The sequence below is a fragment of the Streptomyces sp. JH34 genome (assembly GCF_029428875.1).
In the GTDB taxonomy this organism is placed as follows: Bacteria; Actinomycetota; Actinomycetes; order Streptomycetales; family Streptomycetaceae; genus Streptomyces.
This window is the reverse complement of the sequence record NZ_JAJSOO010000001.1, coordinates 2054596-2072176: the sequence shown is the minus strand read 5'-3', so window position 1 is coordinate 2072176 and position 17581 is coordinate 2054596. Positions and strand designations below refer to the sequence as shown.

Genomic DNA, 17581 nt, shown 5'->3' with positions numbered 1-17581 from the left:
GCGAACGCCGAGCGCCCGCCGTCCTCCCCCGAAGGGAAGGGCCGGCGGGCGCGCTCGGTTCCGGAGGATCAGGCCTGCGGGGCGGCCTTGATCGCGGAGATGTCGAAGTTCAGCTTCACCTTGTCGCTGACCATCACGCCACCGGTCTCCAGGGCGGCGTTCCAGGTCAGGCCCCAGTCGGAGCGCAGGATGTCGGTGCTGCCCTCGAAGCCCACGCGCTCGTTGCCGTAGACGTCGGTGGCCGAACCGTTGAACTCCAGGTCGATGGAGAGCGGGCGGGTGACGTCCTTGATCGTGAGGTCGCCCGTCACCCGGTAGGTGTCGCCGCCGAGCTGCTCGGCCTGCGTGGAGCGGAACGTCATCAGGGGGAACTTCTCGGCGTCGAAGAAGTCGCCGCTGACCAGGTGGCCGTCGCGGTCGGCGATGCCGGTGTCCACGCTGGCGATCTTGACGTCGATGGAGGCGGAGGAGTTCGAGGGGGCGGAGCCGTCCAGTACCAGCGAGCCCTCGTGCTCACCGAAGGAGCCGCGCACGTTGGTGACCATGGCGTGGCGCACGGTGAAGCCGATGCTGCTGTGCGCCGGGTCGATCGTGTAGGTGCCGGTCAGTGCGGCCAGCGCCGGGTCCACGGCGAGGGTCGCGGTGGTGGACGGGGCGTTGTTCTTGCGGTTGAACAGAGCCATGGCTCCTCCTCGGGTACGTGTTCCGACGCGTTCCGCGGAGCGGATCGCCGAACTATTTGTTTAACCTTCAACGAGATTGACTGTAGACCCTTTTTGTTCAAAGTTCAACATCAAGGGTCCAGGCCGGTCCGGAAGTCGCGGGGGATGCCGTACGGGCTCCCGCCGCACCCTGGCGGACGCGCGTAGAGCTGGGGCACTATCTCCCTGCCCATACTTGTCATGAGCAGGAGGACGTCTCCCCATGCTGACCCGCCCCAGACTCCGCTCGGCCCTCACCGCACTCGCCCTCGTCCTGGGCGCGCTCTTCGCGCCCGGCGTCGGCGTCCTCGGCGGCGGCGCCACCGAGGCGCACGCCGTCACCAAGCTGACCCACTCCCAGGCCACCTCCCGCTTCTCCTCGTCAGGGATCACCTGGTCCTCCTCCGGCGGCTGCTCCAACCGGAACGTCTCCACCTGCACGTCCTTCGACCAGCTCAACCTGACGAGCGCCCAGGGCGCCCAGACGCTGAAGAGCGCCACGGGCTGCGCGCTCAACATCACCGGAGGCACCGAGACGGGCCACGCGAGCGGCACGTACTCGCACTGGAACGGCTACAAGCTCGACTTCGCCAAGAGCACCTGCCTGACGAACTACGTGAAGGGCGTGTTCAGTTACATCGGCCTGCGCGGCGACGGCGCCCCGCAGTACAAGTCCGGCTCCGGGAACGTCTACGCGGACGAGGGCAACCACTGGGACGTGACGTACTACAACTGCGGCGGCTGCTGACCGCACGGCGCGATCCGGCCACACCACCCGCACCGCACGCGGAGGTGCCCCCGTCCCGCCCGGAGCCGGGACCGGGCGGGGGCACCTCCGTGTCGCGCGCACCCGTGGCACCTCTGCCCGTCCCGGCGAGGCGGGGCGGCCCGGCTCAGGGACAGAGCGCGGGCAGGACGCCTTCGCCGAGGACTCCGGCGCGGTCGACGGCGATCCGGCCCTCCTTCACCACGGCCAGGATGTGGGCGGGATCGCCCGGTGCGGTGATGTCGGTCAGGGGGTCGCCGTCCGTGACCACCAGGTCGGCCGCCTTGCCCGCCTCCAGGGTGCCGGTGACGTCGTCGACGCCGCACGACCGCGCCGCGTCACGGGTCGCCGCCACGATCGCCGCCATGGGCGACAGACCGGCGAGATCGACCAGCAGCCCCAGCTCCTGGAGGTTCCTGCCGTGGCCGACGGCCAGGCCGCTGTCGGTCCCCATCGCGATCCTGACCCCGGTGGTGACCCCGTTCTCCAGGGTCGCGCGCAGCCGGTCCAGGACCTTCGGAGTCCGGTAGCTCGGCAGTTCGCACAGGCCCTGGAGGGGGTTGCCGGCCGGTCCCGGCAGCGCGAGATGCACATGGGTGGCGATGAAGCCGGGGCACAGGGTCCGGCCGCCCAGGTCCAGCCGCCGCACCGGCCCGAGGTCCGCGGGGAGCCGCGCGGCGGGGCCCGCCCAGCTGATGAGCTTCCCCTCGATGAGCAGCGCGGCATCGGGCACCGCGGCACGGCCGGTGCCGTCGATCAGACGCAGGCCGTGCAGGAGGGCCCGTTCACCGGGGTCGCCGGCCGTGGTCTCGCCGAGGGAGGACATCTGCCGACGATCGGCCCCGGGGGCAGGCGGCGCAGGCCGTGATGAGCCGTACGGGCCCCGGACGCGGCTGTGCCCGCCCGCCGCGGACGGGCGGCGGGCGGGCACGGTGTCACGGACGGGTCAGGACCCCACGCTCACCGTGAAGCGCCGGGGGTTGCCGTCGTGCGCGGCCCCCGACACGTCCGGCTCGCCGTCCGGGCGTACGTCGTCGTAGGGGAACGCGTAGCCGATCGGGGAGTTCGCGTGGACGACCCGCGACCAGTGGTTGGTCACCCCGCCCTTGTAGTAGTCCGCCACCGTGGTGCCGTTGGGCTGCTGCGGGTGGCTGAGCATGATCGAGCGGTTGAAGCCGGCCGCGATCCTGGCCAGCAGTGCCTTCTTGTCGTCGGAGTCGGCCGGGTTGTTCGTGAAGGGCCCGTGGTTGCAGGTGAAGATGTCCTTCGAGGTCGGCTTGACGAAGGTGTGGCCGCCCTCGAAGGTCAGCGTGTCGCCGCTGACCCGGCCCGCCAGTGTGCCGCGGCCGCCCTGCAGGTCGATCCGCAGGTCGGTGGAGCGGTACTTCTCCCAGACCTCGTCGATCTGCGCGGTGAACAGGTCCCGGAACGGCATCTGGTCCGGCCGGTCGAAGAACGGCGCCATCAGGTTCTGCGGCGAGACGACCCGCAGGACCTTGCCGTCCGAGCCGCGGGTGACCAGCTTGTCCCAGGGCTGTCCGTCGGCGGCCGCCTGGGCCGTGAGGTCGTCGGCGATGCGCTGGACCGCGCCGTCCGGGAGCGGGGCGACGGTGTGCCTGGAGTCGCCCTCCAGGGTCAGGCCGATCGGCAGCGCGGTCACCAGGTCGACGTAGCTGATGTTCGCGTACAGCTGCTGCGGGTTGAAGGTGAACTCGCAGAACGACCAGGTCCTGCCGTAGTTCGGGTCGGTGGGCGTCGCGAAGGCCGGCTCGACCAGGGACGGACCCGGGTTGAGGTAGAAGTCCAGCTTGTCGTCGCGCACGAAGTAGACGCGCGCCCCGTACATCTGGGGCAGGGTCAGGACGACGGGACCGGCGCCGGCGGCCTTCAGGGGGATGGCGCAGTCCACCGGCAGCGGGGTCTGCGGGGCGCCGGGGGAGTCGGGGCGGTAGACGCTGCCGTCGGGGCGCAGCAGCACCCAGCGGTCCGTGCCCTGCTCGTGGCCGGTGACGTACGCGTGCACCGTGCCGGGCAACGATTTGTTCTCCAGGGCCAGTTCGCATGTGGCGGGGGCCGCCGACGTGCGCGGGCTCAGGGCGCTGCCCCAGAGGGGGTAGGTGAGCGCGGTCGCGGAGGCGGCGGCGCCCGTCAGGAACATTCTGCGCGAAATCACGAAGGAACTCCCGAGATGTGGGGGGTCGCAGACAGAGATCAGTGGGGTGGTGCGCGGGGAGGTGGGGCGTTGGGGGCTGTCTGCGGTGCGGACCACTCTCGCCACGGGCGCGGCGAGCGTCAAGAGTTATGACTGAGAGCGCTCTCAGGAAGTTGCCGTTCTTCACAACTCGACGTCTCCGGTGGGGTTTTGGCCACTCCTGGTCGACCGCCGCATGCGGGGAGTGAACAGGAACCGAAGGCGTCGGAGCGTCCCGTCGCGGGCCGTCCGGAGCGCCCTCGCCGTCCCTTCCGCCGCCGTGGCGGGTACTGTCCACCTCGTCCGGTCGGGTGCGTCTGCCGCCGGACCCGGGCCCGGGCGCCTCCCTGCCGTTGCGGTGGGTCCGGTCGCCCGCTCCGGTGGATCCACGGCGTGGCGCGCGGACCCGTCTGTGGCCGGGAACACATCGCCGGCTTTGTCGGGGATCGACAATGCGGAGGCCCTGTGAGCTGGCAGATGGGTTGCATGGTGCTCGGCTTCTGTCAGGTGCCACCAGGAAACGGGGCAGGAGACTGTCCGGAGTGAACGGCAGGGTTTTCTGGGTCGGGTTCGTAGGGTCGACGTATGACCGTTGTGGACGAAATCCCGGGCGAGCCGAGCGACACGCGTGGCCGGGTGGCTGAACTTCTGGCGTTGCGTGAGCAGGCCAGGCGTGGACCGAGCGACCGGGCGACCGAGGCGCAGCACGCCAAGGGCAAGCTGACGGCGCGGGAGCGCATCGAGCTGCTGCTGGACGAGGGATCGTTCAAGGAGGTCGAGCAGCTGCGCCGCCACCGGGCGACCGGCTTCGGCCTGGAGGCCAAGAAGCCGTACACCGACGGTGTCATCACCGGCTGGGGCACGGTGGAGGGCCGGACGGTCTTCGTCTACGCGCACGACTTCCGGATCTTCGGCGGGGCGCTGGGCGAGGCCCACGCCACGAAGATCCACAAGATCATGGACATGGCCATCTCGGCCGGTGCCCCGCTGGTCTCGCTGAACGACGGCGCCGGCGCCCGCATCCAGGAGGGCGTCTCCGCGCTCGCCGGCTACGGCGGCATCTTCCAGCGCAACACCAGGGCCTCCGGTGTCATCCCGCAGATCAGCGTGATGCTAGGCCCGTGCGCGGGCGGTGCGGCCTACAGCCCGGCGCTGACCGACTTCGTCTTCATGGTCCGTGAGACCTCGCAGATGTTCATCACCGGACCGGACGTCGTCAAGGCGGTCACCGGCGAGGAGATCACCCAGAACGGCCTCGGCGGCGCCGACGTGCACGCCGAGACCTCGGGCGTCGCGCACTTCGCGTACGACGACGAGGAGACCTGCATCGCCGAGGTCCGCTACCTGATCGGGATGCTGCCCTCCAACAACCGCGAGAACCCGCCCGTCGTGCCGAGCGACGACCCGGCCGACCGGCGCGGCGAGGTCCTGCTGGACCTGGTCCCGGCCGACGGCAACCGTCCGTACGACATGCACAAGGTCATCGAGGAGCTCGTCGACGACGGCGACTTCCTGGAGGTCCACGAGCGCTGGGCCCGGAACATCGTCTGCGCGCTGGCCCGGCTCGACGGCCAGGTCGTCGGCATCGTGGCCAACCAGCCGCAGGCGCTGGCCGGTGTCCTGGACATCGAGGCGTCCGAGAAGGCCGCGCGATTCGTTCAGATGTGTGACGCCTTCAACATCCCGATCGTCACTCTCCTGGACGTACCCGGCTTCCTGCCCGGCGTCGACCAGGAGCACGGTGGGATCATCCGGCACGGCGCCAAACTGCTCTACGCGTACTGCAACGCCACCGTGCCGAGGATCTCCCTGATCCTGCGCAAGGCGTACGGAGGTGCGTACATCGTCATGGACAGCCAGTCCATCGGTGCCGACCTCACCTACGCGTGGCCCACCAACGAGATCGCGGTGATGGGTGCGGAGGGTGCCGCCAACGTCATCTTCCGCCGTCAGATCGCCGACGCCGAGGACCCCGAGGCCATGCGGGCCCGCATGGTCAAGGAGTACAAGGCCGAACTGATGCACCCCTACTACGCGGCCGAGCGCGGCCTGGTCGACGACGTCATCGACCCCGCCGAGACGCGCGAGGTGCTGATCGCCTCGCTCGCGATGCTCCGCAACAAGCACGCCGACCTGCCGTCCCGCAAGCACGGCAACCCTCCGCAGTAGTCGCAGCCGCAGCGGCGACCCCGCCCGGCGTTCCGCGACCACCGCCCAGAAGACGGAGACATCCATGAGCGTCACCCCCGCCGATTCGGTCCTGCGCGTCGAGAAGGGCCAGGCCGGCCCCGAAGAGCTCGCCGCCATCACCGCGGTCTTGCTCGCCCGCGCCGCCACCCAGCCTGACGCGCCCGCCCACCGGGGCCGCAGCACCGCCGGATGGCGCCGCCTGGAGCGCACCCCCGGCTTCCGCGCCCCGCACAGCTGGCAGGGCTGACGGCCGGCCACCGAGGCATCCGAGGGCCCACAGGGCCCGTACGGACGAAAAGGCCCCGTACTCCTCCGGAGGAGTACGGGGCCTTCGCCGTGCGGCGGCCGGGTCAGCGCAGCCGGGCCATCAGGGCGTGCTCGACCAGGGTGATCAGCGCGCTCTTGGCGTCCGAGCGGTGGCGGGCGTCCGTGGTGAGGATCGGGGTGTCCGGGCCGATCTGGAGTGCTTCGCGTACTTCGTCGGGTGTGTAGGGCTGGTGTCCGTCGAAGCCGTTGAGGGCGATGACGAAGGGGAGGCCGCTGTTCTCGAAGTAGTCGACCGCGGGGAAGCAGTCGGAGAGGCGGCGCGTGTCGACGAGGACGACGGCACCGATGGCGCCGCGGACCAGGTCGTCCCACATGAACCAGAAGCGGTCCTGTCCGGGGGTGCCGAACAGGTAGAGGATCAGGTCCTGGTCCAGGGTGATGCGTCCGAAGTCCATGGCCACCGTGGTGGTGGTCTTGTCCCCGGTGTGGGTCAGGTCGTCGATGCCCGCGGACGCGGACGTCATCACGGCTTCGGTGCGCAGCGGATTGATCTCCGAAACGGCACCGACAAACGTGGTCTTACCCACGCCGAAGCCCCCTGCCACCACGATCTTCGCCGAGGTGGTGGAGCGGGCCGCTCCGCCGCTAGAGCTTGCGAAGTCCACTGAGCACCCTTTCGAGCAGTGTCACATCTGGTTGGCCGCCGGCGGTCTCGTCGCCGCCGGGCTGATGGATAGCGACGAGTCCGGCCTCGGCCAGGTCGGCGACGAGGATCCGGGCAACGCCGAGAGGGATCGAGAGGAGGGCCGAGATCTCGGCCACCGACTTGATCTCGATGCAGAGCCGGCAGATCCGCTGGTGCTCGGGCAACTGCCCTTGCAGCCGGGACGGATCGGCCGTGGTGCTGACCAGTGCCTCGATGGCGAGCTGGTAACGCGGCCGGGTCCGGCCGCCGGTCATGGCGTAGGGGCGCACCAGCGGGTTGTGGGCCGAGGGCTTCGCTGGTGCCGGGGCCTGGCGCTGGACCGGTTCGATGCGCGACGGCGGTGCCTCGTACCGCTGCGGCGGCCGCTGTTCGTACTGCGGCTGCTGGTGATGAGGCTGCTGCTGGGGCCACCCGGAACCGGGCTGCTGCCAGTCGCCGCCCTGCGAGCCCTGTTGAGGCTGCTGGTAGGGCTGGTACGGCTGCTGATACGGCTGATAAGGCTCTTGCGGGCCCTGTCTGCCAGGCATGGAGGGAATGTCGAAACGGTTTTCACCCTGCTCACCCGGAACCCGCTGACCGCCCTCGTACGGGTGTCCGCCTGTGGGTGTTGCCACGTTTCCTCCTCCGACTGCCGGTCGCCGTCCCAGTGGTGCCGCGCCACCGCACCTTATGGCGCGGTGACGGAAAACGCACTGTCTGTCTGTTAGTTAAGAAGACTTCCCTGGAGTTCGGCGCGGAGATCCGGGGTAAGAACACTTCCTGCACGGTCTACGAGAAGTGCCATTTCGTACCCAACCAGACCGATATCGGCGTCAGGGTGGGAGAGGACGGCGAGTGAGGATCCGTCAGAGATGGACATGATGAAGAGGAATCCCCGCTCCATCTCCACAACGGTCTGATTCACGGCGCCGCCTTCGAAGATCCGGGAGGCACCCGCGGTGAGCGACGTCAGACCGGAGGCGACAGCCGCCAGCTGATCGGCGCGGTCACGTGGGAATCCTTCGGACATCGCCAGCAGGAGTCCGTCGGCGGAGACCACCACCGTGTGCGACACCCCAGGGGTGTTGTCCACGAAGTTGGTGATCAACCAGTTCAGATTCTGCGCCGCCTGGCTCATCGGGCTCACACTAACGCTCCTGGTTGTAGGTATCACTTGTGTCCGACCCCGCGGTACGTCCCTTCAGGACCCCACGGCGCAGGTTGCTCAACCTGCCCCGCACGTCCTCAGGGGCGCGGGAGACCTGTGGGCCGCCCTGCTGGGTCTGCTCCGCCGTGCCCTCGACCAGATTGGCCTTGGGCACGCGCCGGGGGAGACCGGAAGGAGTGATCCCGCCCGCCTTCGGGTCCCGGAGCTTCTCGGCCCGCTCCCAGCGCTCGTCGTTCGCCGAGCGCCAGTCCTCGGGACCGTCACCCTCCGCAGGCTCCTGCGGCTGTTCCGGCACCGGCCGCTGCCGCTGCTGCGGCGGGGCGGGCTGATCGTTTCCGCGGCCCGTGGGCTGCCAGTGCTGCTGGCCGCCCCGCCGCGGGAGACCCGCCTCGGTCAGGTCGTGACCGGGGTTCGGGGTGGGTCCCGGGCGCTCGAAGCCTACGCTTTCCGGCGTCTCGGCGGGAGCGCTCGGGACGGATTCCGTTTCGGGCCGGCCCAGGGGATCGAAGGATCCCTGATACGAACCCTGGTCGGCCCAGTCACCCTGGTGGGAGAGGCCGTCCTGCTGCGCGAACGGGTCGGCGTACTGCTCCTGCCGACTGTCCGGAGCGGCGTACCCGGCCTCCGGATAGGCGTTCTGCTGCGGATCCTGGAAGCCGTTGCCGGCGTACGGGTCGTAGCCGCCCTCGTAACCGGGCTGCGTGTACTCCTGCTGTTGCTGGGGGTACTGCTCGGGAGCGTACGGCGTCTGGCCGTACTGCTCCTGGGAGTAGTCCTGACGCTGTCCGGCGCCGTCCTCCTGGTGGAAGGCCGGGTTCTCGCCGCCCGTCTGGGCCTCCAGCGCCGCCCGGCGCTCCTCACGCATCAGCGAACGGTTGACCGGGTCCAGCTGCGGGGAGTCCGCCGCGGGGGTCTCGTAGCGGGAGTCGTCGAAGCCGAGCTCCGCCGCCGTGCGCATCGGGAGGGGCTGCGGCGCCGGGTCGAAGGCCTGCGGCTGCTTCTGCTCGGACATGATCGAGGAGACGGTGAAGTCGCTCTGAGCCGCCTCGCCGCCACCGCCACCGTGGGTGATGGCGTCCGGGAGCATGACCAGCGACGTGGTTCCGGCCTGCTCGCCCGAGGGACGCAGCTGGACGCGGATGCCGTGCCGGTCGGCCAGCCGGCCGACCACGAAGAGACCCATCCGCTGGGACACCGCGGCGTCCACCGTCGGCGGGTTGGCCAGCTTGTGGTTGATGTCCGCGAAGTCCTCGGCGGTGAGGCCGATGCCCTTGTCGTGGATCTCGACCATGACGCGGCCGTCGGGCAGCCGGGTCGCGGTGACCCGGACCTTGGTCTGCGGCGAGGAGAACGTGGTGGCGTTCTCCAGGAGCTCGGCCAGCAGGTGCACGAGGTCGGTCACGGCCTGGCCGTGGATCTCGCTCTCCGGCACACCGGTGAGCTCGATGCGCTCGTAGGACTCCACCTCCGAAGAGGCGGCGCGCAGCACGTCGACCAGCGGCACCGGCTGGTTCCACCGCCGGCCGGGCTCCTCGCCCGCGAGGACGAGGAGGTTCTCGCCGTTGCGGCGCATACGCGTGGCCAGGTGGTCCAGCTTGAAGAGGCTCTCCAGCTGGTCCGGGTCGGCCTCGTTGTTCTCCAGGTCGGTGATGAGGGTCAGCTGGCCCTCGATGAGCGACTGGTTGCGGCGCGACAGGTTGGTGAAGATCGCGTTGACGTTGCCCCGCAGCATGGCCTGCTCGGCGGCGAGCCGGACGGCCTCGCGGTGCACCTGGTCGAAGGCGCGGGCGACCTCGCCGATCTCGTCCTGGCTGTTGATCGGGATCGGCTGCACCCGGGTGTCCACCCGGCCGGGCTCGGTCCGCGACAGCTGGTCGACCAGCATCGGCAGCCGCTGCTCGGCGATGCCGAAGGCGGCCGTGCGCAGCTGGCGCATCGAGCGGCTCATCTGGCGGGCCATGAGCCCGGCGATGACGAAGGCCGCCAGCAGCGCGACGATGACGATCGCGGCGTTCAGGATGGCGTCGTTGCGGGCGTCGGACGAGATCTCCGCCGCCTCGGTCACGGCCTTGTCGACGAGCTCGTTCTCGACCGTGGTGTAGCCGTCGAACTTCGCGGTCGACGCGGCCATCCAGGTCTCGGGGGTGATGCCCTTGGCCTTCAGCTCCTCGGGCGACCGGCCCGCGCCTATCTGCTGGGCCATGCCGTCGAAGACCGAACCGTCGATGCTCGGCGGTGCCACGAAGGGCTTGCCCGCGGCCTTGGCCTGCGCCGCGGCGGCCTTCAGCTGCTCGGCCCCCTCGGCGGCCTTGCCGGCCATGACTTCCTTCAGCCGGGCCGCGTCCGCCTCCGTACCACCGGAGACGAACTCACCGAGGGCGATCTGCTCCAGGTAGTTGTACGAGCTGAACGCCGTGACCTGGCCGTCGAACTTGCGCTCCTCCTGGCTCGGACGCACCAGCAGGTGCATGCCGATCGAGCGCTGAAGCGATTCTGCGGCCTTGGCCAGCTCGATCGCGTACACCGTACGGCCGTAACTGGTGATGTTGCCGGTACCCAGGCCGAGCTCGTTGGAGAACTCCATCAGCGAGTGCTGGACCTTGGTGTAGCCCTCTTCCGTCTTCACCGGGTCCATGGCCTCGGCGTAGGCGGCCTTGCGCAGTTCGGGGAGCAGTGGCTCCTCCACCTCGAACAGCTTCAGACGGCGGTGGAGCCCCTGCTTGTCCGGCATGTTCTTCACGGCCGCGTCGAACTTCTCCGCGGCGCTGTCCGTCGTGGCACGCACCTGCTCCACCTCGGCGGCGGTGCGCTTGTTCGACAGCAGGGGCTGAGCGGTGAGGTCACGCTCGTTCAGCAGTGCCTGCCCGTACTCCGCGGCGGCACGGACGACCAGGGCCGTCTTCTCCGCGTCCTGGGCCTCGTTCCAGGTGTCGACCGACCCCTTCACCTGGAAGCCGCCCATGACCAGGCCGACCAGCGCCGGGATCAGGAGGATCGCGTTCAGACGGGTGGGCACACGCCAGTTCCGGGGCGACAGCCGGTTCGTGCTGCCGCCCGCCGGGCCCGCCTCGGACGACGTGTCCGCAGGCGGGGACACCGCAGCGCGCGGCGGCGGCGTGAAATTGCCCCGCTCCGGCTGCGCCGCGGAGCCCTCGTTGCTTCGCCTCACTCGACCAACAACCTCTCGGCGTCGGCACCTACGTTGTGCCGGATTATCGTTCAGGGGCCGTACTGCTCGGTAGTTCGAGGCATTGCAGCACGCGGACCGGTCGCGTTCCAAACAGTCGGAATGTTTGATTCCGAGTACGGCCGACCGCCGATAAAACGGGCATAAAGAACGAGCCCCGCCAAAAGGCGAGGCTCACATGAGCGCAGCGGCACCAGTCGTGTGCGTCGGGTATCGACGGCGCCCCATTTCACTGTCGAAATGTTATGAACACGGGGGCGGAGCGTGTCAAAGGACACAGCCCGCCCCCGCGTGACTACAACAACTTCCGTAGATCGCTCCCGACTTGCGGCTACTTCAGCCGGGCCATCAGGGCGTGCTCGACCAGGGTGATCAGGCCGCTCTTGGCGTCCGCGCGGTGGCGGGCGTCCGTCGTGATGATCGGGGCGTCCGGGCCGATCTGGAGTGCTTCGCGTACTTCGTCGGGTGTGTAGGGCTGGTGTCCGTCGAAGCCGTTGAGGGCGATGACGAAGGGGAGGCCGCTGTTCTCGAAGTAGTCGACCGCGGGGAAGCAGTCGGCGAGGCGTCGGGTGTCGACGAGGACGACGGCACCGATGGCGCCGCGGACCAGGTCGTCCCACATGAACCAGAAGCGGTCCTGTCCGGGGGTGCCGAACAGGTAGAGGATCAGGTCCTGGTCCAGGGTGATGCGTCCGAAGTCCATGGCCACCGTGGTGGTGGTCTTGTCCCCGGTGTGGGTCAGGTCGTCGATGCCCGCGGACGCGGACGTCATCACGGCTTCGGTGCGCAGCGGATTGATCTCCGAAACGGCACCGACAAACGTGGTCTTACCCACGCCGAAGCCCCCTGCCACCACGATCTTCGCCGAGGTGGTGGAGCGGGCCGTACCGCCGCTAGAGCTTGCGAAGTCCACTGAGCACCCTTTCGAGCAGTGTCACATCCGGCGCGCCGCCGGCCTCTCCGTTGCCCGGCTGGTGGATGGCCACCATGCCGGCTTCCGCCAGGTCCGCCACGAGGATCCGTGCCACGCCCAGAGGCATGGACAGCAGGGCCGAGACCTCGGCCACCGACTTGACCTCACGGCACAGGTGGCAGATCCGCTGGTGCTCGGGCAGCAGGGTCCCGAGGTGGGCGGGGTCCGCTGTCGTGCTGACCAGCGCCTCTATCGCGAGCTGGTAGCGCGGCCGGGTCCGGCCGCCGGTCATGGCGTACGGGCGCACCAGTGGCTGATCGCCTTCACCGTCGTACGACGCGTGGTGCAGTGCGCCGTACGGATCATGTGAGGCGGGTGGCGGGGTCATAAATCCTCCGGGCGTGACAGCAGGGTGTCGGCTTGCCGTCTGAAGGTGGCCGGTGAGGGGCTGTTTCGGCCGGACGGGTGAGGGTTTTGAGTAGTACCTGGGGGGATCGTGTCAGGTGTCTGCCGCATGGCCGTCTAGTGGAGCAGACTTCCCTGTAGCTCGGCACGGAGGTCAGGGGTGAGGACGGTCCCCGCGCGGTCCACGAGGAGAGCCATCTCGTACCCGACCAGGCCGATGTCCGCGTCCGGATGGGCGAGGACGGCGAGCGACGATCCGTCGGAGATGGACATGAGGAAGAGGAATCCCCTCTCCATCTCCACGACCGTCTGGCTCACGGCGCCGCCTTCGAAGATCCGGGAGGCACCCGCCGTCAGCGATGTCAGCCCGGAGGCGACAGCCGCCAGCTGATCGGCGCGGTCGCGCGGGAAACCTTCGGACATCGCCAGCAGCAGGCCATCCGCGGAGACCACCACCGTGTGGGACACCCCTGGGGTGTTGTCCACGAAGTTGGTGATCAGCCAGTTCAGATTCTGCGCGGCCTGACTCATGGGGCTCAACTAACGCTCCTGCTGGTGAGTGGGGCCGAGTTGGAAACTGCCGGTCGACGGGCCGTTGTTGGCCTGCCGTCCCTGCTGGATGCCCCGGCGGAGATTGGTCAGACGGCCGCGTACGTCATCGGGCGCACGCGAAACCTGAGGTCCGGACTGATGATTCTGCTGTTGAGCAGTGCCCGGAACCAAATTGGCACGTGGGACACGGCGGGGCAGCCCTGAGGTGGTGATCCCGCCCGCAGCGGGCTTCTTCACCCGCTCCGCCTGCCGCACGAGCTCGTCGTTGGGAGAAGCGCGCCACGAGCTGGTCGCGCCGGTGTCCGCCGCACCACGCCGCGGCATGGCCGGAGGCGGGATGTCGGCGGGCTGGGGAGCGGCCGGTGCCTGCGGAGCGGCCGGCGGCTGCTGGCCGCCCTGCTGCGGTCCGTGGAACCAGTTCGTCTCCAGCGTGTCGTACAGAGGTGTACGCCCGTCACCGGGACCGGCCGGCGGCAGCATCTCGTGCTGCGGCAGGGCCGGACGGTGCGGCAGCTCACCCGTGGACGGGGCCGGCGGGCGCGGCGCGCCGAAGCCGGCGTTGTCGCCGTAGTGAGGTGCCTGCGCCTGCGGGTGCTGCGGGGCCTGGGCGCCGAAGCCCTGGTCCTGCGGCATCTGGGCGCCGAAGCCCTGGTCCTGCGGCATCTGGGCGTTGAAGTCGGGGCGGGCGAACTGCGCCGTGCTCGCCGGGTCCTGGCCCTGCGGCGCCATGGGCGCCTGCGGTGCCGAGAAGTCCGGACGGGCGAACTCCGCTGTGGCGGCCGGTCCCTGGCGGTCGTCCATCGGCGGACGCTGGTCCGGCGGGCTGAACGGCTGGTTCGGGCCGGACGTGCCCGGCCTCGCGAACCGGCCGGTGTCGTGCTCCTCGTGACCACGCGGGAAGTCCGGCTGCGAACCCCGGGGAGCACCCTGCTCCTCGACACCCCAGCTCGTGTTCTGCGGGCGCTGCGGCTGCGGGTTGCCACCGGGGAGCTCGGCACGCGGTCCACCGGAGGCCGGCAGCTGGCGGCCGGGGCCGCCGGACTGCTGCGGTCCGCCCTGGCCGAGCTGGGCCTGCTGCGGCTGGGGGTTCTGCCGCGCGGGCGGGCCGCTCTGCTGGCCGGAGTGCCCGAAGAGGTTGGGCCGGCCGGAGTCCGCACCGGCCGAGGGGTCCTGCGGGGGGCGGGCGCCGGGCCGGGCGCCGCCCGAGAAGGCACCTGCGAGGCCGCCGCCCTGACGCGGGCCATCGGTCCGGCCCTGACCGGGCAGACCGGGACCCTGGCCGGGGCCCTGCTGACGCGGGCCGCCGTCGCGGGACGGCAGTGCGGCCCGGGGTGCGGAGCCCGCACCGACCTGTCCGCGCGGAGCGCCCGAACCCAGTCCCATGGCCGGGCCGGAGGCGGGACCGCCGAGCCCCGGACGCTGGCCGCCGCCGGCGGGAGCGCCACCGCCCAGCAGCCCACCCGGGGCGCCGCCGCCCTGCGGGCCCTTGCCCTGGGCCTGCTTCGGCGGCTGCTTGCCGCCGTGCGCGACCTCCATGGGCAGCATGACCAGTGCGGTCGTACCACCGGAGTCGGAGGGCCGCAGCTGGATGCGGATGCCGTGACGCAGGGACAGCCGGCCGACCACGAACAGACCCATGCGGCGCGATACCGAGACGTCCACGGTGGGCGGCGCTGCGAGCCGCTCGTTGATCGCCGCCAGGTCCTCGGGGGAGAGGCCGATACCGGTGTCGTGGATCTCGACGAGCACACGGCCGTCGGGCAGTGCGTGACCGGTGACCCGCACCTTCGTCTGAGGCGAGGAGAACGACGTGGCGTTCTCCAGCAGCTCGGCGAGCAGGTGCACGAGGTCGTTGACGACGCGGCCGGCGACCTCGGTTGCGGGCACCGCGGCCAGCTCGATGCGCTCGTACTGCTCCACCTCGGAGGCGGCGGCACGGAGCACGTCGACCAGCGGCACGGGCCGGGTCCACCGGCGGCCGGGCTCCTCGCCCGCGAGGACGAGGAGGTTCTCGCCGTTACGGCGCATACGGGTCGCGAGGTGGTCGAGCTTGAACAGGGAGGACAGCTGGTCCGGGTCGGCCTCGCGGGACTCCAGTTCGGAGATGAGCGAGAGCTGGCGCTGGATGAGGCCCTGGCTGCGGCGCGAGAGGTTGGTGAACATCGCGTTGACGTTGCCTCGCAGCAGCGCCTGCTCGGCGGCCAGACGGACCGCCTCGCGGTGCACGTCGTCGAAGGCCGCGGCCACCTGGCCGATCTCGTCCCGGGAGTGCACACCGACCGACTCGACGGAGGTGTCGACGTCCTGCGGGTCCGTCTCGGAGAGCTGCCTGACGAGCTCGGGCAGGCGCTCCTGGGCGACCCGGGTCGCGGTGTCCTGGAGCCGCCGCAGCGAACGGATCATGGAGCGCGCCACGACGAAGGCACCGACCAGCGACACGCCGAGGACGATGAGGATGATCGCACCGTTGAGGATCGCGTCGCGCTGCGACTCCTCACGCAGCTCGCGGGCCTTGCTCTCCATCTCACCGAGGAGGGTCTCCTCGATGGTCTTCATGGCCTGGATCTTGTTGGAGCTCTGGTCGTACCAGTCCATGTACGTGCGCGTCTTGCCGCCGCTGCCCTCCATGCCGAGAGGGCTGTCGAGCACCTTCTTCGCATAGATGTCCGCGGCGGTGATCTCGGGATTCCCGTTGTCCAGCGGGGCCAGCAGCTCGGCGGAGCTCTTGCCCGTGGACTCGTAGGTCGTCTCGAACGTCTTGAGGGTCGAGCTCGCCTTGCCGAGCGCGTTGCGCCCGAACGCCTGGTCGTTGTCGTTCAGGTGCGTCTCGTCGCTCTCGCCGCCGGGGAGCGCTCCGGCGATGATGGCGCGCTCGACCGAGGCGTACTCCTTCGAGGAGGAGAAGGCCGCCAGCGCACGCGTGCGCTTGATCATCTCCGGGTTGCTGGTGGCCTGCGCCATGTCCTGCGACAGGCTCAGCAACGAGGTGATCAGCTGGCTGTACTGGTCGATCGTGTTGAGGCTCGGGCTGTCCGGGGCGTACGCATCCTTGCGGATGCTGGTGATGTTGCCCAGCTGGGTGCTGATCTGACTGACGCTCGCGTGGATGCTGTCCAGCGCGGCGTCGCCGGGGGTGTTGCCGATCTCGTCGGTCGCGTCGAGGAAGGCGGCCTTCGCGCGGTCGGTGCGCTCCCGGGGCTGGGTGACCTTGTAGTCGGTGGCCTTCACGCCGTTCGACAGCGGGCCGGCCGACTTGTCGCGCTCCTCCTGGAGCGCGTTGGCGAGCGCGGTCGCCTGCTTGGTCATCTTGGTGAGCAGCTGCATGTGCTCCAGCTGGTCCATGTCGTTCATGGACTGGTTGATGCGCAGCCCGCCCAGCGTGGTCGCCGCGACCACCGGGAGGGCCAGCAGCGAGACCAGACGCGTACTGATGCGCCAGTTGCGCAGGGCCATGCGTGAGCCGGCGGAGGTGGGCCCGGCCGGGCTCTGCGGCGCCGTGGCGTCCGCGCCGTCGGCACCCGTCGTGCCGGAGCGCTGCGCACGGTCGCCGCCGTCACCGGCAGCACCGGGGATCTGGGCGTGCTGGGGCGAGGAACCGCGGTCGTTCCCGCCGCGCGGCTCCTGATCCGCCGGAGCTTCCCCTCGGCCCTGGCGGGGCTGGGGCGACCCCATGCCATCCCTCTTGAAACGTCCCTGCACTAGCGTCGCAACCTCTGGACCAGGCGTCCCTCCGCGCGTGGGCGCGGCGGCACGGTGTCGGCGTCGTGGGGCGCTGGACGCGCCCCATGGTGGTCGTGAGTGACCGGCGTACTTCCCCCTCCCGCCGCCACTCGGCGCTGCGTTGCGCCCCTGCGCGCTGGGCCTGAAACCCGCGGCGGTGCGTGGAATTCCAGCACAGTGATGGATCTCCAACAAGGGCCGTGTACCGGGCTGTGACCTGGATGACACGGTGTGATGGGTGCGTAACAAGATGTGGAGCGTGTACACGGTCAAATGGGGCCATTGTGGGTGGACTCCCCCGGGGTGGCGGGTGTCCCAGACGCCATGATCGGGAGCGGAATGGCAGATTCAGTAACGTATTGTCTGGTTTGCTTCCCATGATCAACTGTCCGCAATGAGTGTTTTGTCGGCAACTTCGTGAGGAAACTCACATGATGATCGCCGTCTCATCCCGGCCACGGCGGGGAATCGGATGTTTAGCCTGGCGCTTTACAGGGATAGCGAATCCGACAACCGGCGCACCTCCGGGCAGCGCCCCAGCGACAAGGGTCCAGACGGCAGATGAAGACGACGATGACGTTCCGCAACATTGCCAACCCCCGGCGCACGACGCTGGCGCACCTCGCGGACGCCGAGGCGCTGCAGACGCCGGAACAGCGGGAGCACGCCGTCGACCTGCCCACCCAGACCGCCAACCCGCGCCGGACCATCCTCATGGAAGCCCCGGTCGCGGTGGTGAACCAGTAGCCGACCCCCGCCCTGATGCGCATGGCCGCCCCCCTCACCCGCGTTAGCCTGGAGCGTCAGTCTTCAGCCAGCCAGCAAGTGAGGGGCGA

The 17581-nt window shown here is 69.9% G+C and carries 15 protein-coding genes; 4 read left to right on the top strand and 11 right to left on the bottom strand.

The features are described 5' to 3' along the window. Nucleotides 1-68 precede the first annotated feature (68 nt). Nucleotides 69-683 carry a YceI family protein gene (locus tag LWJ43_RS08945; protein ID WP_277331755.1) on the bottom strand — a complete coding sequence of 205 codons (615 nt, stop codon included), beginning with the start codon at nt 681-683 and terminating at the stop codon, nt 69-71. A gap of 241 nt (nt 684-924) precedes the next feature. Between LWJ43_RS08945 and LWJ43_RS08940 the strand changes: the two genes are divergently transcribed. Continuing rightward, nucleotides 925-1449 (top strand): hypothetical protein, encoded by a 525-nt coding sequence (locus tag LWJ43_RS08940; RefSeq protein ID WP_277331754.1) that lies wholly within the window; start codon nt 925-927, stop codon nt 1447-1449. A gap of 145 nt (nt 1450-1594) precedes the next feature. On the opposite strand, the gene LWJ43_RS08935 is transcribed toward LWJ43_RS08940, so the two are convergent. Together LWJ43_RS08935 and LWJ43_RS08930 are read right to left on the bottom strand one after the other, a co-directional pair. Next, complete coding sequence (locus tag LWJ43_RS08935) at nt 1595-2293, bottom strand: amidohydrolase family protein (RefSeq protein WP_277331753.1); 699 nt, start codon at nt 2291-2293, stop codon at nt 1595-1597. A gap of 120 nt (nt 2294-2413) precedes the next feature. Next, nucleotides 2414-3625 carry a glycoside hydrolase family 64 protein gene (locus tag LWJ43_RS08930; RefSeq protein WP_277335841.1) on the bottom strand — a complete coding sequence of 404 codons (1212 nt, stop codon included), beginning with the start codon at nt 3623-3625 and terminating at the stop codon, nt 2414-2416. Between the two features lie 618 nt (nt 3626-4243). On the opposite strand from LWJ43_RS08930, the gene LWJ43_RS08925 reads away from it, so the two are divergent. Next, nucleotides 4244-5827 carry an acyl-CoA carboxylase subunit beta gene (locus LWJ43_RS08925; RefSeq protein WP_277331752.1) on the top strand — a complete coding sequence of 528 codons (1584 nt, stop codon included), beginning with the start codon at nt 4244-4246 and terminating at the stop codon, nt 5825-5827. Nucleotides 5828-5891: 64 nt separating this feature from the next. Further along, nucleotides 5892-6095 (top strand): acyl-CoA carboxylase subunit epsilon, encoded by a 204-nt coding sequence (locus LWJ43_RS08920; RefSeq protein ID WP_277331751.1) that lies wholly within the window; start codon nt 5892-5894, stop codon nt 6093-6095. Nucleotides 6096-6198: 103 nt separating this feature from the next. On the opposite strand, the gene LWJ43_RS08915 is transcribed toward LWJ43_RS08920, so the two are convergent. The 8 genes from LWJ43_RS08915 to LWJ43_RS08880 form a co-directional block, all read right to left on the bottom strand. Then, nucleotides 6199-6780, bottom strand: coding sequence for a GTP-binding protein (locus LWJ43_RS08915; RefSeq protein ID WP_277331750.1), 582 nt, complete (start codon nt 6778-6780; stop codon nt 6199-6201). Next, complete coding sequence (locus LWJ43_RS08910; RefSeq protein ID WP_277331749.1) at nt 6761-7435, bottom strand: DUF742 domain-containing protein; 675 nt, start codon at nt 7433-7435, stop codon at nt 6761-6763. The genes LWJ43_RS08915 and LWJ43_RS08910 overlap by 20 nt, the downstream gene beginning before the upstream one ends. An 89-nt stretch (nt 7436-7524) precedes the next feature. Continuing rightward, on the bottom strand, nt 7525-7938 hold the full coding sequence (locus tag LWJ43_RS08905) for a roadblock/LC7 domain-containing protein (protein WP_124272100.1): 414 nt from the start codon (nt 7936-7938) through the stop codon (nt 7525-7527). A gap of 10 nt (nt 7939-7948) precedes the next feature. After that, nucleotides 7949-11137, bottom strand: coding sequence for a sensor histidine kinase (locus LWJ43_RS08900; protein ID WP_277331748.1), 3189 nt, complete (start codon nt 11135-11137; stop codon nt 7949-7951). Between the two features lie 349 nt (nt 11138-11486). Next, the gene (locus LWJ43_RS08895) at nt 11487-12068 is read right to left on the bottom strand and encodes a GTP-binding protein (protein WP_014153856.1); all 582 of its coding nucleotides are present in this window, start codon (nt 12066-12068) and stop codon (nt 11487-11489) included. Beyond that, a complete protein-coding gene (locus LWJ43_RS08890) occupies nt 12049-12456 on the bottom strand; it encodes a DUF742 domain-containing protein (protein WP_073726950.1) in 408 nt (135 codons plus the stop codon). Before LWJ43_RS08890 ends, LWJ43_RS08895 begins: the two co-directional genes overlap by 20 nt. 134 nt (nt 12457-12590) lie before the next feature. Then, entirely contained in the window at nt 12591-13004 is a 414-nt protein-coding gene (locus LWJ43_RS08885) for a roadblock/LC7 domain-containing protein (RefSeq protein WP_006127850.1), read from the bottom strand. Between the two features lie 9 nt (nt 13005-13013). Further along, nucleotides 13014-16697, bottom strand: a complete 3684-nt coding sequence (locus LWJ43_RS08880; RefSeq protein WP_277331747.1) for a nitrate- and nitrite sensing domain-containing protein — start codon at nt 16695-16697, stop codon at nt 13014-13016. Between the two features lie 609 nt (nt 16698-17306). Between LWJ43_RS08880 and LWJ43_RS08875 the strand changes: the two genes are divergently transcribed. Next, the gene (locus tag LWJ43_RS08875) at nt 17307-17492 is read left to right on the top strand and encodes a hypothetical protein (RefSeq protein ID WP_277331746.1); all 186 of its coding nucleotides are present in this window, start codon (nt 17307-17309) and stop codon (nt 17490-17492) included. Nucleotides 17493-17581: the final 89 nt, after the last annotated feature.

What these genes read in the sequence shown, in the direction of transcription:
- LWJ43_RS08920 (WP_277331751.1), top strand. Translation starts at nt 5,892, where the DNA reads ATGAGCGTCACCCCCGCCGATTCGGTCCTGCGCGTCGAGAAGGGCCAG.
- LWJ43_RS08885 (WP_006127850.1), bottom strand. Translation starts at nt 13,004, where the DNA reads ATGAGTCAGGCCGCGCAGAATCTGAACTGGCTGATCACCAACTTCGTG.
- LWJ43_RS08905 (WP_124272100.1), bottom strand. Translation starts at nt 7,938, where the DNA reads ATGAGCCAGGCGGCGCAGAATCTGAACTGGTTGATCACCAACTTCGTG.
- LWJ43_RS08890 (WP_073726950.1), bottom strand. Translation starts at nt 12,456, where the DNA reads ATGACCCCGCCACCCGCCTCACATGATCCGTACGGCGCACTGCACCAC.
- LWJ43_RS08930 (WP_277335841.1), bottom strand. Translation starts at nt 3,625, where the DNA reads ATGTTCCTGACGGGCGCCGCCGCCTCCGCGACCGCGCTCACCTACCCC.
- LWJ43_RS08925 (WP_277331752.1), top strand. Translation starts at nt 4,244, where the DNA reads ATGACCGTTGTGGACGAAATCCCGGGCGAGCCGAGCGACACGCGTGGC.
- LWJ43_RS08875 (WP_277331746.1), top strand. Translation starts at nt 17,307, where the DNA reads ATGAAGACGACGATGACGTTCCGCAACATTGCCAACCCCCGGCGCACG.
- LWJ43_RS08940 (WP_277331754.1), top strand. Translation starts at nt 925, where the DNA reads ATGCTGACCCGCCCCAGACTCCGCTCGGCCCTCACCGCACTCGCCCTC.
- LWJ43_RS08945 (WP_277331755.1), bottom strand. Translation starts at nt 683, where the DNA reads ATGGCTCTGTTCAACCGCAAGAACAACGCCCCGTCCACCACCGCGACC.
- LWJ43_RS08935 (WP_277331753.1), bottom strand. Translation starts at nt 2,293, where the DNA reads ATGTCCTCCCTCGGCGAGACCACGGCCGGCGACCCCGGTGAACGGGCC.
- LWJ43_RS08880 (WP_277331747.1), bottom strand. Translation starts at nt 16,697, where the DNA reads ATGGGGTCGCCCCAGCCCCGCCAGGGCCGAGGGGAAGCTCCGGCGGAT.